Raw genomic sequence first — 15,360 nt, forward strand, 5'->3', positions numbered from 1 at the left:
GTAACCAGGAACCTGACATCGGGTGTCGCCCCTACCGCTATGCTGGGCGGCGGGCGCGGTAGCAGGCAGACGTTAACGAATCTTCACGAGAATACGGGTTCCCTTCGTTGACGGCTGCATCCGGCGAGATCGACAGGTGCCTCGAATTCGGCCACAACTAACGCGATAGTTACGTAGTCCATTGCTGGATTCGTCTCGATGGGACGCATGCGACCTTGCCAGGACCGGCCTGGTCGACAGCAATCTTAGCCCGTCAAGACCTGCGAAGGAATTCCATGACTGCAAGCTGGATCAATTCCCTGGTCGACAGCGGCGTCAAGTCCGACATGCTCAACTTTGCTGCGGACGGGGTTTTCACTTACGCCGAAGCCTATGACTTGCTGGCCAACGTCGCTAATCGCGGCAGCGTGACCGCGAATGAGCTGAACTCGCTGCAGGTGATTGCGGCCAATCTGAACAGCGGGCTGTCCACATCGGACTATGTCTCCCATCTTTTCGGCCAGCTCGTTGACGGTAATCCGGCGAACGCCACCTTGACGGGGGGCAGTACGGTCCATGTCACGCTCGGCAATCTGCAGGTCGGCACGACGTCGACGCAGATGTCCGAGCTGCTCGGGAAGTGGTTCCTGGGAACCGATCTCCCGGATCCGACTTTGCCGCCGGATGCGAACGGCTGGACATTGCAGGGCTACAGCGCGGTTGTCGGACCGTTGTATTCCTCGGCGGGCGCAGCCACCGTCAACGACATCTGTCAGGGAGCCGACGGCGATTGCGAACTGATGTCAGGATTGATCGACGTCGTCGTCTTTCATCCGCAGGTCCTGAGTTCCATGTTCGTCGACAATGGAAACGGCACCTATGGCGTGCGCTTCTATGTCGGGGGGCAGGAGACGTGGGAAACCGTCAACGACATGTTTCCAACGGTCAATGGGACCGAACTCGACTACGGTCACAACTACAATGAGCAACCCACCGCGATGTGGGTTGCCCTGGTGGAGAAGGCGTATGCGCAACTCAGCGCAACGGGACAGATCGGGCACCCGGCGGTCAACAGCTACAACAACATCTCTGCGGATCCTCCGACCGATGTCCTGGAGAATCTGACTGACGCAACCAGCGTCAGCTATTACATGAGCAGCGCGTCCAATTGGTATAGCAACAAGTCCGTCTATATCGCTGCGCTCGCCAGCTACGACGACGTCATCCTCGAGATTCCTTCGACATCGCCGTACACCTATGACAGCGCCGGAAATATCCAGCTGGTCCCGGATCACGCTTTCGGAGTCGTCGGCTATGACAGTGCGACCGGCAATTTCATCGTTCGCAATCCGTGGGGAAACAGCTATCCCGGTCAAAACTGGGATGTGCAATTCGAAGTATCGCTCACCCAGATCGCCAGTGAGGGCGGCGACTTCGTCATCGATAATTCCGGCGCCGTCGACGTCGCGCCAACGGTGGTCGCCTCCAACATAACCGGCCGGGTGCAAACCTCGCTTCCGGCATCGTCCATGTTCTATGTGACGAGCGGTACTTTGCCGGTGATCGAGTATGCGCTTTGGGACTCCACCGGTAACGGCCACTTCACTGTAGGCGGGGTGGCGCAGGCGAACGGGGTTGAGGTCGACGTCGCTGCTTCACAATGGTCCAACATTGCCTACCAGTTCGGTCCCGCGAGCGACCAGCTGTGGGTGCGGGCGTTCAACGGCGTGTCCTGGAGCACATGGGCCCAATTTGCGGCAATCCCGGAAGGGCCCGTGGTGACGGTCGCAGACGTGACGGCATGGCACGGCCAGAGCTTTGCCGTGTCGTCGCTGTTCACCTATTACGACCCGTTCGGCTTCGCGGCCGCCCAATACGACGTCTGGGACGCCGGCACCGGTGGCGGCCACTTCGTTTTGAACGGAGTGGCGCTTGCCGCCAACCAGCACAATTACGTCACGGCCGCGCAGCTGTCGTCATTGACCTATCAATCGGGCTCGGGCTCGGACACGCTCTGGATCCGGGCCAACGACTCGACGGTGTGGGGACAGTGGTCGAACGCTTTCACAGTCACGGCTCCGGTCGACAACGGCCCCGTTGAGACGGTGTCGGACGTCGCCGCGTTCCATGGCCAGAGCTATGCAGCCTCGTCGCTGTTCACCTACAGCGATCCGTTCAGCAGTCCTGCAACACAATACGACGTCTGGAACACGGGTACAGGAGGCGGGCACTTCGTCCTGAACGGCGTGGCGCTGTCGGCCAAACAGGACAATTACATCACGGCCGCCCAGCTCGCCTCGCTCAGCTACCAATCCGGCTCCGGGATCGACACGCTCTGGATCCGCGCCAATGACGGCACCGTGTGGGGAGCGTGGTCGAGCGCCTTCACCGTCGCAGCTCCGGTCGACAACGGGCCCGTCGAGACGGTGTCGAACATCGTCGCGCCCCACGGCCAGAGCTATGCGGCCTCGTCGCTGTTTACCTACAGTGATCCGTTCAGCAGCCCCGCCGTCGAGTACGATGTCTGGGATACCGGCACCGTCGGTGGGCACTTCGTCCTGAACGGCGTGGCGCTGCCGGCCAACCAGGACAATTACATCACTGCCGCCCAGCTGGCCTCGCTCAACTACCAGTCCGGCTCGGGGACCGACACACTTTGGATCCGCGCCAATGACGGCACGGTTTGGGGGGCCTGGTCCAACCCCTTCACCGTTCAAGCCCCGGTCGATAGCGGACCCGTCGAGGCGGTGTCGAACATTACCGCGCCCCACGGTCAGAGTTATGCGGCCTCGTCGCTGTTCACTTACAGCGATCCGTTCAACAGCCTGGCCGTCGAATATGATGTCTGGGATACCGGCACCGTCGGTGGGCACTTCGTTCTGAACGGAGCGGCACTTTCGGCCACGCAGGACAATTACATCACGGCCGCCCAGCTGGCCTCGCTCAGCTATCAATCCGGCTCCGGCGTCGACACGCTCTGGATCCGCGCCAATGACGGCACGGTGTGGGGGGCGTGGTCGAGCGCCTTCACCGTCAATGCTCCGATCGACAGCGGGCCCGTCGAGGCGGTGTCGAACATCATCGCGCCCCACGGCCAGAGCTATGCGGCCTCGTCGCTGTTCACCTACAGCGATCCGTTCAGCAGCGCTGCGAGCCAATATGACGTCTGGAACACGGGTACGGGAGGCGGGCACTTCGTTCTGAACGGGGCGGTGCTGTCGACCAACCAGGACAATTACGTCACGGCTGCCCAGTTGGCGTCGCTGAGCTATCAATCCGGTTCGGGAGCGGACACGCTGTGGGTCCGCGCGAATGACGGCACCGTCTGGGGAGCATGGTCGAGTGCCTTCACCGTGACCGCGCCGGTCGATAGCGGTCCGGTCGTCACCCCGACCAATTCAAGCACGCTGTCCGTTCAAGGCCAGACCTTCGCTGTGTCCTCGCTGTTCAGCTATTCGGATCCGTTCGGCAGTTCCGCGACATCGTATGATGTCTGGAATAGCGGCGGCGGGAGCGGCTACTTCACGCTGAACGGTGTCACGCTCGGAGCAAATCAGGACGACATCGTCTCGGCCTCGCAGCTCTCGCAACTTGCGTATCACGTCGGATCGGGCACCGACACGCTGTGGATCAAGGCCAATGACGGGACCGTCTGGGGCGCCTGGTCCAGCGCCTTCACGATCAGCGATCCCTCGATCATTCCGGCCGGACAGACCCTCGAGCTTGCGTCCGCGAGCGCGGCTCAGATCTCCTTTGCATCGGACACCGGGACGCTGAGGCTCGACGACCCCGCCGGCTTCTCCGGCACCGTCGCCGGCATGTCGGGCGCCGACGCGATCGATCTCGCCAACATCAATTTTGCGGCCGGGCAAACCGTGGGCTTTGCCGGCAACAGCGCCGGCGGATCGGTCACGGTCTCGGACGGCATCCACACCGCCAGCATCGCCCTGCTCGGAAACTACATGGCATCCACCTTCGTCGCCGCGAGCGATGGACATGGCGGCACGGCAATCACGGTGCATTCCGACCAGGTCGCCACGCTTGCCCCGCCCCAGCATGCGTGAGCGGAGCTGCGGCTCCATTCGCGCGGCCGTGACACGGAGAGGCGCCTGCCTGCGCCATCGTCCAGCGTCGACAGGCGCCTTGCTTCCGGGATTAGAGCGTGATCCGGAAAAGTGCGAGGCGGTTTTCCTAAAAGTTCATGCTCGAACAAGCAGCCAAAGCGAGATGACGATTCAACCCAATCTCATCGCGGGCTACAGCGGGATGAGTTTTGATTAACTCGGCCTGGCGCGCCCTCGGTTCACGTCTCCCCGCCGGGGCGAGGTCGGATTGCGCCCGGCGATGCGAAGCATCGTCCAGAGCAATCCAGGTGAGGGCTTCTTGCTCCCTCGATAGACCGTAATCCCTCACCCGATTTGCTGCGCAAATCGATCTCTCCAAAGGGAGAGGTTCGTGGCCCAACTGATTCAACCTAACTTTATCGCGCTTTAGTTGGCCAAACCTTCGGTGGCGTAAGATCTGGCCTTGATCGCCTTGCTCCGCTCTGCGCTCAGTGCCTTCCACTCGGCCGAACTGCGCGAAGCCTGAGCCTTTGCAAGGCTGTCATAGACGGTGATGGTCACGCGCTTGGGCGCCTCTCCCTCGAACGCGACGGTGGTTCCGCCGCGAGCGAGGTATGTTCCGCCGGTCGACTTGATCACCTCCGTGACTTTGGGGATATAGGCATTCTGCGCGTCCTGATCGAGGACCTCCACCTCGGTGACGACATAGGCCTTCGGGGTGGATTGTGCGTGAAGTCCTTCGATTGCGACGGCGCCGATCGCAACGCCGGCCAGCATGGACAAGGCAACGGTGGTTTCTGCTCTCACTGTCATTCTCCCTGTGATCAATGTTTAGGTCATGCGTGTCGCATGTGGATGCCCACATTCGCTGCCGCGTGAATACGGGAGTCGAAAACAATGGTTGCCGATGGAATAGGCTGCCAACCGTCGCAAGCGGAGAGTTCGGCATGTCTCCGCCTTATTGCAGCTCTCGGTCAGCCAAACGCTGACCGCAAGGGCAGCCTACACGGTTATCCGATCAACACCTATGGCTGTTTCGGGCCGGCAGGTCACATTCCGGCTGACCCTGCGTCGCGCCCAACGCAGCATCGCGCGTTCGCGCGGCGGCCTGCTTACGACGGCGCGCCCATCGCATAGGGCTTCAGCACGGCATACAGCATGGCGTGGGTCGGCGTCGGCACGCCGAGCTTGCGGCCGAGTTCGACCACCTTGCCGTTCAGCCAGGGCAGCTCGAGCCGGTTGCCGCGTTCCAGATCAAGCGCCATCGACGCCTTCATCGCCGGCGGCGCGTGTCCGATGAAGTCGAGCACCTTCGCCAGCGCATCTTTTGGCAGCTCGATGCCGCTGGCGTGGGCAACTGCGATGGTCTCCTCGCAGGCGGAGACGAACAACGGACGCAGGTCGGGATCGTCGCGCAGCCTGCCGATCGGCAGCCGGGTGACCGCGGTCATGCCGGCATTGGTGGCGAGGCCGATGAACTTCATCCACAGCTCGGTGTTGATTGCCTCGCTGAGCGTCGCATCGAAGCCGGCTTTCAGGCAGAGCTCGAGCAGTGCCTTGCCGCGCGGCGTGATGCGGCCGTCGAGTTCGCCGAAGATCATGCGCATGAAGGTGCCGACCTGGTTGATCACGCCGGGCTTGATGATCGAGGCCGAAATCTGCGCCACGCCGCCCATCACGGCGTCGCGGCCCAGGATCGGGATCAGCCGGTCGGGCGCGTCGATGCCGTTCTGCAGCGGGATCACCGCGGTGTCGGGGCCGACCATCGGCCTGATGTGCGCCCCGGCGCTCTCGACGTCCCACAGCTTGACGCAGAACAGCACGATATCGACCGGGCCGACGCTTGCGGGGTCGTCGGTCGCCTGGGTCGGGACCAGATGGGTCTCGCCGCGGCCGCCCTGGACCTTCAGGCCTTCGCTGCGCATGGCGGCGAGGTGGGTGCCGCGCGCGATAAAGGTAACGTCGGCTCCAGCATGCGCCAGCGCCGCGCCAAAGCCGCCCCCGACGCCTCCGGCGCCTACCACTGCGATCCGCATCTATCATCTCCCTGTCCGTCGCTTTGGACCGCAGCCTCGACGAAGTCGGCGCGACAGGCAACCCGGTTGCGCAGTGCGCAACCTCGTCGGCCTGAAAACCGCGTGACCGCGGTCCTCTCAGCGCCTCCTGCGCCATCTTCCTGCGTTGAACTTGGCTGCCCGAACCGCTAAGCCATTTCGGAAAGTTCGGGGAGGAATCGTGGCAATGGCGGAGCCGACGGCGGTCGCACTTGACGGTGCGACGGTGGCGTTTCGGTTGGCGGATGGGCGGGTTTATACCGCGGTCGAGCAGGCCGATCTTTCGGTTGATCATGGCGAGTTCGTCGCCATTGTCGGCCCGACCGGATGCGGGAAGTCGACGCTGCTCAACGTCACTGCGGGGCTGCTGAAACCGGCCGCAGGAACGGCGCGGATCTTCGACAAGCCGCTGAACGGCCTGAACCGTGACGCCGGCTACCTGTTCCAGGCCGACGCGCTGTTTCCGTGGAAGACCGCGATCGACAATGTCGCGATCGGGCTCGAGATCCGCGGTACGCCGCGCGCTGATGCGCTGGCGCGCGCGCAGCAATGGCTGGCCTCGGTCGGGCTCGGCGCCTTCGCTAGCCGCTATCCGCATATGCTGTCGGGCGGCCAGCGCAAGCGCGTCGCGCTGGCGCAGGTGCTGATCCGCGATCCGAAGATCCTCTTGATGGACGAGCCGTTCGGTCCGCTTGACGCCCAGACGCGGCAGATCATGGGCAATCTACTGCTCGAATTGTGGACCGCCGACCGCAAGGCGGTGCTGTTCGTCACCCACGACCTCGAGGAGGCGATCGCGCTCGCCGACCGCGTCGTGATCATGTCGGCCGGCCCGTCGGCGCGCATCATCGGCGACTGGCGCATCACGCTGCCGCGGCCGCGCGACATTGCCGAGATCAGGATGGAGAAGGATTTCCATGCCCTGCACCGCGAGATCTGGGGCGTGCTGAAGGACGAGGTGATGAAGGGCTATGCCCAGTCGACGCAGGCGGGAGCCGCCTGATGTCGCGCATCACGTTGCTGGCGCTGCAGGTCCTGGTTGCGGTCGTCACGCTGGCGCTGTGGCAGGTCTTCGCCACCGTGCCGGTGTTCGGCAAGGTGCTGCTGCCGTCGTTCTTCTTCTCCAACCCGGTCGACGTCTTCAGCCAGATTGTGAAGTGGTTCTCGACCGGAGTGATCTGGAAGCACCTTGCGATCACGCTGTGGGAATCCATCCTTGCCTTCGTGATCGGCTCGGCCGGCGGCATCCTGGTCGGCTTCTGGTTCGCGCGGCAGCCGCGCGTCGCCGCCGTGTTCGATCCCTATGTGAAGATGGTCAACGCACTGCCGCGCGTGGTGCTGGCGCCGATCTTCGCGCTGTGGTTCGGGCTCGGCGTCTGGTCCAAGGTCGCGCTCGGCGTGACCCTGGTGTTCTTCATCGTGTTCTTCAACGTCTATCAAGGCGTCAAGGAAGTGCCGGCCACGGTGCTCGACAATGGCCGCATGCTCGGCATGAACGAGCGGCAGCTGATGCGCCACGTCTATTGGCCGTCGGCATTGTCATGGATGTTCTCCTCGCTGCACACCTCGGTCGGCTTTGCCGTGGTCGGCGCGGTGGTCGGCGAATATCTCGGCTCCGCCGCCGGCCTCGGCTATCTGATCCAGCAGGCCGAAGGCGTGTTCGACGTCGCCGGCGTGTTCGCCGGCATGTTCGTGCTGTCGGCTTTCGTGATCCTGATCGACATGGCGGTGACCGCGGTCGAGAAGCGGCTCTTGGTGTGGCGCCCGACGGCGGCGGCGCGGGACTAGATATTTCAGCTTGTCGCGCCGGGCCGCTGCGTCGGCCCTGTCGAGATAAGCCAATCGTTTCGTGCCAGGCGATAGAGCGCCTGTCGTCGGAGCGGATCGGATTCGCTGACACGCGGATGATTGAAATCGTCAGCCTCGTCGTGGGACATCCCCAATTTCGACATGACGCGAAGAGAGCGCGTGTTGTGAACGCTCGCATGCGCGACAATCTCGGGCAAAGCCAGTTCTCGGAAACCAAATTCGAGCGCCTTGCGACCGGCTTCCGTGGCGAGTCCCTGTTCCCAGAATTCACGAGCCAGGCGCCAGCCAATCTCCACGGCAGGCGTGAAGTGAGCCCGGAAGTTGACGACCAGCAACCCGACTGCGCCGACGAACACTCCGGAGGAGCTCAATTCCGTGGCCCACATGCAGAATCCGTGGGTCGATTGATGCTCGATCTGGAAATCGACCCAGGCATCGCTTGCCTCTCGTGTCGGAAGAGGACGCAGATGCTGCATCACGGCAGGGTCCGCGGACATTCCGGCAAATGGGGCCTTGTCGGCCTCTTGCCATGTCCGCAGCGTCAGTCGGTGCGCGTGCAGTCTGATTCGTTCGACTCAAACGACAGTCGTATTCCAGTTCGGGCCTGTCCCTTGCGCTGGCGATCACGCGTGTTCGTGCGCCGGCGACGCCTCCATCAGCCCGCGGATCTTCTCTTTCACCTCGGGGTCGACAGGATTGTAGACGATCATGCTGAGGTCGGAGCGGCCATCGACCGCGAATGCCGAATACTCGAACCTGACCGGGCCGAGGATCGGGTGCCGGAGCTGCTTGATAGCCTCGCCATGGGCGCGCACGTCGTTGTCGCGCCACAGCGCCGCGAATTCCGGACTGAGCCGGCAGAGCTCGTCGACGAACGGCTGCACCTCGGCGGCAGCCCCTGCGCGTGCCGCGTCCACCCTGAACGCACCGACGACGAAGCGCGCCACGCTGGCCCAATCGTGTTGCGCGGCGCGGACGCGCGGATCGAGGAACATGAAGCGCAGCACGTTGCGTTCGCGTGGCGGCAGCGCCCCGTAGTCGGTCAGCATCACGGTCGCCGCCCGGTTCCAGGCGACGACGTCCCATGTCGCGGTCCTGATGATGGCGGGATGCGGCTCCAGCAGGTCGAGCACGCGTTGCAGCCGCGGCGTGACGCCTTCGCTTCGGTGATAGCGCACCTCGGGGGCCCGGCCGAGGCCGAGCAGGAACAGATGCTCGCGCTCGACATCGGTCAGCATCAGCGCACGCGCGATGCGGTCGAGCACGTCGGCCGACGGCGCGCCGCCGCGGCCCTGTTCGAGCCACGTGTACCAGGTCGCGCTGATGTTGGCGCGCTGCGCCACTTCCTCGCGGCGCAGGCCCGGCGTCCGCCGCCGCTCCGGCGGAAAGCCGAACGTCGCAGGATCGAGCTTGCTGCGACGGTCCTTCAGGTAGGCACCGAGAAGGTTCTCGTGTGCGAGCGGTTCGCTCATCCTGTTAGCCATTATACCATGATAAGGTCACTACTTTACCACGATAGCGCGGCGTCCCAATTCTGTCTCCAGCAAAACCTGGAGATTGCTTATGCGTGTGTTCGTTACTGGAGCCACCGGTTGGGTCGGCTCGGCCGTCACCAATGATCTGATCGCCGCCGGCCACAAGGTGCTCGGCATGACCCGTTCGGACAAGGGCGCGGAAGCGCTCGCCGCCGCCGGTGCCGAGGTTCACTACGGAACGTTGGAAGATCTCGATAGCTTGAAACGCGGCGCGGCGCAGGCGGACGCCGTGATCCACTGCGCCTTCAACCACGACTTTTCGAAATTCGCGCAGAACTCCGAGGATGACCGGCGTGCGATCGAGACGTTCGGCGCCGTGCTTGAGGGATCAAACCGGCAGCTGATCACGACGTCTGGTGTCGCGACCGTGGCGCAGGGCCGCGTCGCCACCGAGGCGGACGCGCCGCATCCGCCGTCGCCCGCTTTGCCGCGCATGACCGAAGCGGCCACGACCGCGGTTGCGGCGCGCGGCGTGCGCGCCGGCGTGGTCCGGCTGGCGCCGTCGGTGCATGGCCATGGCGATCACGGCTTCGTGCCGCGCCTCATCGCGATTGCGCGCGACAAGGGCGTCTCGGCCTATGTCGGCGAAGGGCTCAATCGCTGGCCGGGCGTGCATCGCCTCGATGCGGCCCGGCTCTATCGTCTCGCGCTCGAGCGCGGCGTCGAAGGCGGTCCCTTCCATGCCATCGCCGACGAGGGCGTGCCGTTCAAGGCGATCGCCGAGGTGATCGCGCGGCGCCTGGACATTCCGCTGGTGTCGAAGTCGCCGGAGGAGGCACTGGAGCATTTCGGTTTCCTCGGCCGGTTTACCGGCGCCGACATGCCGGCCTCCAGTGCGCGGACGCGTGCGCGGCTCGACTGGCAGCCGCAGCAGCCCGGGCTGCTCGCCGACATGGATCATCCCGCCTATTTTGCGCTGTAGCGCCGGAGACGAGACCATGACCAACGCAATGTCGCTTGCCGGCAAGCGCGTGATCGCGATCGGGGGATCGTCCGGGATCGGCTTTGCCGTCGCCGCGCTCGCGCAGCAGCAGGGGGCGGACGTGGTGATCGCCTCCAGCAATCAGGCCAACGTCGATGCGGCGGTCGCGCGGCTGCCGGGAACATCGGGCAGCGCCGTCGATCTGCGCGACGAAGCCGGCGTGTCGCGCTTCTTCGATCAGGTCGGCGGCTTCGATCACCTCGCGATCACGGCGGGCGATCAGGGCCTGCCTGCGTTCGGCACAGTGCGCGATCTCGATCTCGCGGTTGCGCGGGAAGCTCTCGCCCTCCGCTTCTGGGGCTCGCTTGCGGCGGTCAAGCACGCCAGCCGTGCGATCGCCGCGAACGGATCGATCACGCTGACCGGCGGCCTGCTGGCCCATCGCCCGCAGAAGGGCATGCCGTTCGTGACCGCGGCTGCGGGCGCGATGGAGAGCCTGGCCCGCGGCCTTGCCGTCGATCTCGCGCCGGTCCGCGTCAATGCGGTGTGCCCCGGGCTCATCCTCACCGAGCGCGTCAGGCAGATGCCGGAGGAGCGGGTGCGCGGTTATGTGGCAGGCCTGCCGCTGCCGCGCGCCGCATCGCCGGACGAGGCGGCTACCACCTATGTCTATGTGATGCTGAACAGCTACGTGACCGGGCAGGTTCTTGCAGTGGATGGCGGTGGCCTGCTGGTGTGAGCAGGCTCAGAGCGGGAAGCACCGCATATAGGCCGCGAACAGCTTTTCATCGCTGTGGCTCACCAGGCCTGCGTCGATCGCCTCTGCAAGATCGAGGTCGCGGTTCTGCACGCGCAGCCATGCCTGGGTGTCGGCGGTGATGCTCAAGGCCGCCTCTCCGACGTGACGTCCCGGCACCACCTGCAGATCCCGGCCCTTGATCGCGACCGTCATGTCGAGCGCGCTCGCCCCGGTGAAGCGCAGATGCGTCACGAAATCGAGGCCCCGCGCCCGGCCGCGCTGGAATCCGAGCGACAGCGAGAAGATGTAGGCCTGGATGCTGCCGGTATGGCGGCCGGAGCTGACATGCTGCATCTTCTTGTGCGGAAAGCGCCGCGTCACGGTGTCCTCGGCGTCGGTATCCGGGATCACGTAGACGAACTCGTCCTTGTCGATCAGCGGCTGCACCACGTCGGAAAAATGCGCGTCGCGATCGCTGAGGAAGGGGCCGATCACGTCTTCGCCGGCCGGGCACGCCGAGATGCAATAGGCCGCCTTGTAGCCCGGCTTGAACGACAGCGATTGCCAGATGTTGAGCGTCTCGGTGCGCGGCACGCGGGCGCGATAATCCCTGGCATCCTTTGCGTCCGCGACCTTCTCGACCCACTGCGTGAAGTTGCCGAGGAAGTCGTGATAATTGTGGGTGTGGCAGGACAGGAAATCGAAGCCGCCGTCCGGCTTGATGGCGCCGACCGGACAGGCGGCGACGCACAGTTTGCATTCCAGGCACGGATTGTAGTCGATTTGCTGGTCGTAGGCGTCGACCTCGCAGCCGAGCAGCACGGTGCCGAGCAGCACGAAGCTGCCGAATTTCGGGTGAATCACGCTGCGATGGATTCCCATCCGGCCGAGCCCGGCTTCGACCGCGATCGGCTTGTGCTGGACCATCATGATCCTCGGCAGGTCCATCTCCATCGGGAAAGCGGCGACTGAATTGCAGGCCGGGATACCGTGCTCGTCGAGCGCGCGAACGATGGCGCGGGCGGTCTCGTTGACGTGATCGTAGGTCGAGTGGAATTCCTCGTTGGCGACCGAACGCGACGGCGAGCGCACCGGCTCGCGGTTCATGTGGCAGGCGATCGCGAGCAGGGAACGCGTCCGGCCATAGACCTTGCGGATGAAGTCGCGCTGCGGCGCGATCGCAGCGCGGTCGAACTCGATGATGCCGACATCGTCGGCGCCGCATTCCCGCGCGATCCGCTTGAGCAGGTCCGAAGACACCGGGGCGTCGTAGACCGGTTGGCTGCTGCGCGCACGCACGGCCCTGACCGTGGGGTGATCATCCAGGCTCATGGTCCTGATCTCCATGAAATGACAATCGTCATATTATGGAGTGGCGAGAGGCGAGGCAAGTGAATTATCTGTCGATCGTCATGCAATGGAACTGCATCCTGAAAGCGACGAGATTTGCAAGAGCCCGGATGACGCTCATGCACCGCCAACGAAGTGAGCTACGTCATCCCCGCGCAAAGGCTTCGCCTTTGTCGCTGGAGGAGCGCGGAACGCGCGTCTCGAAGGATGGACGGCCCACAGTCGGGCCGTCGACCCTTCGAGACGGCCGCTCCGCGGTCTCCTCAGGGTGACGGTCACAAGTTCGGCAGGAAATCCGTTCCTCGCAATGACGGTAGAAAGACCGCCGTTCTCAATCCAGCAGCTTGGTATCGTCAGGCGCCTGCGGCGGCGTCTTGATCGCGATCGCCTTGAACGGGCGGCCGTTCGGCTTGGTGCCGCCATGCGGGGTGCCTTTCGGGATCACGATCAGGTCGCCCGGCTTCACCGGCACTTCCTTGTCGCCGAGCCAGACCGTGCCGGTGCCCTCGAGGATGAACTGCATCTCGTTGGTGTTGGGATGCATGTGCTTCGGCACATTGCCGTCCTGGATCGAGACGGTGGCGCCGTCGGCGGAAACGAACGTCCTGGAGCGGAAGCCCGTCTTGTTGGCGTCGCCGAGCTTGTCGCCCTCCATCTCGCCGGTGTGGATGATTTGCGCGGTGATGCTCTCGGCCGCGAGCGCCGGCCGCAGCAGATGGATGACGCCACAGCCGGCGGCGAAGGCGGTGGCGAGCGACAGCGCGGTTGCAATGCGATTCATGAAGGCCTCCCTTGGTGTTTCCTTGAAGTATTCTTGGTGTTCTCCTGTATTTCGCGATGCTATGCCGTGGCCACAGGCTTGGCCAGCACCTGGAAAGTCGCCTTCTCAAGGCGCGCCTGCTCCTCTATCTTGCCGGCCAATCGAACGGAGGACGTCATGAAGAAACTGCTTGGCACACTTGCCGGAACGCTGCTGGCGCTGACCCTGTCCACGGGCCTTGCCGCGGCGCAAAGCAAGATCACCATCGCGGTCGGGGGCGGCGCCTGCCTGTGCTACCTGCCCACCGTGCTGGCCAAGCAGCTTGGCGAATATGACAAGGCCGGGCTTGCGGTCGAACTGGTCGACCTCAAGGGTGGCTCGGACGCGCTGAAGGCCGTGCTCGGCGGCAGCGCCGACGTCGTCTCCGGCTATTTCGACCATTGCGTCAATATTGCCGCCAAGAAGCAGGAGATGCAGGCCTTCGTGGTCTATGACCGCTATCCCGGCCTCGTGCTGGTCGTGTCACCGAAGCACACCGGCGAGATCAGCTCGGTTAAGGATCTCGTCGGCAAGAAGGTCGGCGTCAGCGCGCCGGGCTCCTCGACCGACTTCTTCCTGAAATATCTGTTGAAGAAGAACGGCCTCGATCCGGCCGGCACCGCCGTGATCGGCGTCGGCCTCGGCGCCACCGCGGTGGCCGCGATGGAGCAGGGCCAGATCGACGCCGCCGTGATGCTCGATCCCTCCGTCACGGTGCTGCAAGGCAGCTACAAGGACCTCAAGATCCTCAGCGACACCCGCACCCAGCACGACACGCTTGCGGTGTTCGGCGGCGAGTATCCGGGCGGCGCGCTCTATTCGACCACCGCCTGGGTCAACGGCCATGAGAAGGAAGTGCAGGCGTTGACCAATGCGATCATGGCGACGCTCGGCTGGATCCACTCGCATTCCGCCGAAGACATCATGGCCAAGATGCCGGAAGACCTCGTCGGCAAGAACAAGGAGCAATATCTGGCCGCGCTGAAGAACACGATCCCGATGTACTCGGAAACCGGCAAGATGGACCCGAAGGGCGCCGAAGCCGTTCTCGCGGTGTTCAGCGAGGGCTCGCCCGAGGTCGCGAAGGCCGGCATCGACGTCACCAAGACCTACACCAACAGGTTCGTCGATCAGGTGAAGAAGACGACCGGAAGCGCGAAGTAATTTGCACGAAGATCATGCCGGAATGAGTGCGTGGTGAGCGACATGCAGTCTCCGCTGATTTGCCGCGTCACCGCGCTGGACCTCGCGCTGCAGCGGCGTCCCTGGCCGTTCGCGGACCAGCGGCGCGCCGAGATCGACACGCATTTCGCCGAGCAGCAGCGGCTGAACCCGAACCTGTGGAACGGCCGCGTCCTGCTCGGGCGCGATCCGGTGTTTGCCGGTGAGCGGCTCAGCGCGAGCTATTTCGAGACCGACTTCGCAAGCTTCCTCGCCTGGCGTGATTGGGGCTTTCCGGACAAGGAGGTCTTCAACGGCTTCGGCATGGGCGCGCTGCTCTCGAGCGACGGCGCCTTCGTGTGCGGGGTGATGGGCGAGCGGACTGCGAATGCCGGACGGATCTATTTTCCCTCCGGTACGCCCGATCTCGACGACATCAGGGGCGAGACGGTGGATATCGCCGGCAGCGTGATGCGCGAGCTCGAGGAGGAGACCGGGCTCAAGCCGTCGGATTGCCGCGGCGACGCCGACTGGCACTGCATCTACACCGGGGTTGCGCTCGCGATGATGCGGATTCTGCGCGTCGACATGCCTGCTGACGCGCTGCGGACAAAGATCGAGTCCAACCTCGCACGCCAGGAAAATCCCGAGCTTGTCGGCATCCATCTGGTGCGCAGCCGCGCCGATCTCACCGCGGCAATGCCGCGCTTCGTCACCGCGTTCATCGAGACGCAATTGTCGGAGTAATGGTGATCACTCGGCCGCTTCAACGATCATCTCGACCTCCACGGCATTATTGAACGGAAGTCCGCCATCCCGACAGCGGATCGCGCGTGCTTGCCCGGGAGGGCAAGGTGGATGCGGCTCTGTACGTAAGCACCTGGCGCCGTACGTCCGCAGCCATCGCGCTTGACATCATCCGCCGCTCCCCCTGTGATAGGGCGGCAA

At 64.2% G+C, this 15,360-nt stretch carries 13 protein-coding genes; 7 read left to right on the forward strand and 6 right to left on the reverse strand.

The features are described 5' to 3' along the window. Positions 1-275: 275 nt before the first annotated feature. Positions 276-4,043 carry a C2 family cysteine protease gene (locus ACTUWL_RS25750; RefSeq protein ID WP_106940279.1) on the forward strand — a complete coding sequence of 1,256 codons (3,768 nt, stop codon included), beginning with the start codon at positions 276-278 and terminating at the stop codon, positions 4,041-4,043. A 426-nt stretch (positions 4,044-4,469) separates the two neighbouring features. On the opposite strand, the gene ACTUWL_RS25755 is transcribed toward ACTUWL_RS25750, so the two are convergent. Together ACTUWL_RS25755 and ACTUWL_RS25760 are read right to left on the reverse strand one after the other, a co-directional pair. Next, entirely contained in the window at positions 4,470-4,850 is a 381-nt protein-coding gene (locus ACTUWL_RS25755) for a DUF1330 domain-containing protein (protein ID WP_021077140.1), read from the reverse strand. A gap of 305 nt (positions 4,851-5,155) precedes the next feature. Further along, a complete protein-coding gene (locus ACTUWL_RS25760; RefSeq protein ID WP_021077139.1) occupies positions 5,156-6,079 on the reverse strand; it encodes a ketopantoate reductase family protein in 924 nt (307 codons plus the stop codon). Between the two features lie 205 nt (positions 6,080-6,284). Between ACTUWL_RS25760 and ACTUWL_RS25765 the strand changes: the two genes are divergently transcribed. After that, positions 6,285-7,100: an ABC transporter ATP-binding protein gene (locus tag ACTUWL_RS25765; RefSeq protein WP_021077138.1), complete on the forward strand. Its 816-nt coding sequence runs from the start codon at positions 6,285-6,287 to the stop codon at positions 7,098-7,100. After that, positions 7,100-7,885: an ABC transporter permease gene (locus ACTUWL_RS25770; RefSeq protein ID WP_021077137.1), complete on the forward strand. Its 786-nt coding sequence runs from the start codon at positions 7,100-7,102 to the stop codon at positions 7,883-7,885. The genes ACTUWL_RS25765 and ACTUWL_RS25770 overlap by 1 nt, the downstream gene beginning before the upstream one ends. A gap of 5 nt (positions 7,886-7,890) precedes the next feature. Here ACTUWL_RS25770 and ACTUWL_RS25775 read toward each other — a convergent pair whose 3' ends face one another. Beyond that, positions 7,891-8,472, reverse strand: a complete 582-nt coding sequence (locus tag ACTUWL_RS25775) for a GNAT family N-acetyltransferase (RefSeq protein ID WP_035650240.1) — start codon at positions 8,470-8,472, stop codon at positions 7,891-7,893. 57 nt (positions 8,473-8,529) lie between these two features. Continuing rightward, the gene (locus ACTUWL_RS25780) at positions 8,530-9,378 is read right to left on the reverse strand and encodes a helix-turn-helix transcriptional regulator (protein WP_021077135.1); all 849 of its coding nucleotides are present in this window, start codon (positions 9,376-9,378) and stop codon (positions 8,530-8,532) included. Between the two features lie 91 nt (positions 9,379-9,469). Here ACTUWL_RS25780 and ACTUWL_RS25785 point away from each other — a divergent pair, with 91 nt between their 5' ends. Continuing rightward, positions 9,470-10,363 (forward strand): SDR family oxidoreductase, encoded by an 894-nt coding sequence (locus ACTUWL_RS25785; protein WP_021077134.1) that lies wholly within the window; start codon positions 9,470-9,472, stop codon positions 10,361-10,363. Positions 10,364-10,379: 16 nt separating this feature from the next. Then, complete coding sequence (locus ACTUWL_RS25790; protein WP_021077133.1) at positions 10,380-11,102, forward strand: SDR family oxidoreductase; 723 nt, start codon at positions 10,380-10,382, stop codon at positions 11,100-11,102. Between the two features lie 6 nt (positions 11,103-11,108). Here ACTUWL_RS25790 and ACTUWL_RS25795 read toward each other — a convergent pair whose 3' ends face one another. Together ACTUWL_RS25795 and ACTUWL_RS25800 are read right to left on the reverse strand one after the other, a co-directional pair. Continuing rightward, positions 11,109-12,434, reverse strand: a complete 1,326-nt coding sequence (locus ACTUWL_RS25795; protein ID WP_021077132.1) for a 4Fe-4S binding protein — start codon at positions 12,432-12,434, stop codon at positions 11,109-11,111. A gap of 349 nt (positions 12,435-12,783) precedes the next feature. Continuing rightward, positions 12,784-13,233, reverse strand: coding sequence for a cupin domain-containing protein (locus ACTUWL_RS25800; RefSeq protein WP_021077131.1), 450 nt, complete (start codon positions 13,231-13,233; stop codon positions 12,784-12,786). 156 nt (positions 13,234-13,389) lie between these two features. On the opposite strand from ACTUWL_RS25800, the gene ACTUWL_RS25805 reads away from it, so the two are divergent. After that, positions 13,390-14,415: an ABC transporter substrate-binding protein gene (locus ACTUWL_RS25805; RefSeq protein ID WP_021077130.1), complete on the forward strand. Its 1,026-nt coding sequence runs from the start codon at positions 13,390-13,392 to the stop codon at positions 14,413-14,415. Between the two features lie 42 nt (positions 14,416-14,457). Further along, positions 14,458-15,159: an NUDIX hydrolase gene (locus ACTUWL_RS25810; protein WP_021077129.1), complete on the forward strand. Its 702-nt coding sequence runs from the start codon at positions 14,458-14,460 to the stop codon at positions 15,157-15,159. The last annotated feature ends 201 nt before the right edge of the window (positions 15,160-15,360 follow it).

This window comes from Bradyrhizobium sp. WCU1, assembly GCF_053474805.1.

Coding starts and splice junctions, on each gene's coding strand:
- ACTUWL_RS25795 (WP_021077132.1), bottom strand. CDS start 12,434: ATGAGCCTGGATGATCACCCCACGGTCAGGGCCGTGCGTGCGCGCAGC.
- ACTUWL_RS25750 (WP_106940279.1), top strand. CDS start 276: ATGACTGCAAGCTGGATCAATTCCCTGGTCGACAGCGGCGTCAAGTCC.
- ACTUWL_RS25765 (WP_021077138.1), top strand. CDS start 6,285: ATGGCGGAGCCGACGGCGGTCGCACTTGACGGTGCGACGGTGGCGTTT.
- ACTUWL_RS25790 (WP_021077133.1), top strand. CDS start 10,380: ATGACCAACGCAATGTCGCTTGCCGGCAAGCGCGTGATCGCGATCGGG.
- ACTUWL_RS25785 (WP_021077134.1), top strand. CDS start 9,470: ATGCGTGTGTTCGTTACTGGAGCCACCGGTTGGGTCGGCTCGGCCGTC.
- ACTUWL_RS25780 (WP_021077135.1), bottom strand. CDS start 9,378: ATGAGCGAACCGCTCGCACACGAGAACCTTCTCGGTGCCTACCTGAAG.
- ACTUWL_RS25800 (WP_021077131.1), bottom strand. CDS start 13,233: ATGAATCGCATTGCAACCGCGCTGTCGCTCGCCACCGCCTTCGCCGCC.
- ACTUWL_RS25770 (WP_021077137.1), top strand. CDS start 7,100: ATGTCGCGCATCACGTTGCTGGCGCTGCAGGTCCTGGTTGCGGTCGTC.
- ACTUWL_RS25760 (WP_021077139.1), bottom strand. CDS start 6,079: ATGCGGATCGCAGTGGTAGGCGCCGGAGGCGTCGGGGGCGGCTTTGGC.
- ACTUWL_RS25810 (WP_021077129.1), top strand. CDS start 14,458: ATGCAGTCTCCGCTGATTTGCCGCGTCACCGCGCTGGACCTCGCGCTG.
- ACTUWL_RS25805 (WP_021077130.1), top strand. CDS start 13,390: ATGAAGAAACTGCTTGGCACACTTGCCGGAACGCTGCTGGCGCTGACC.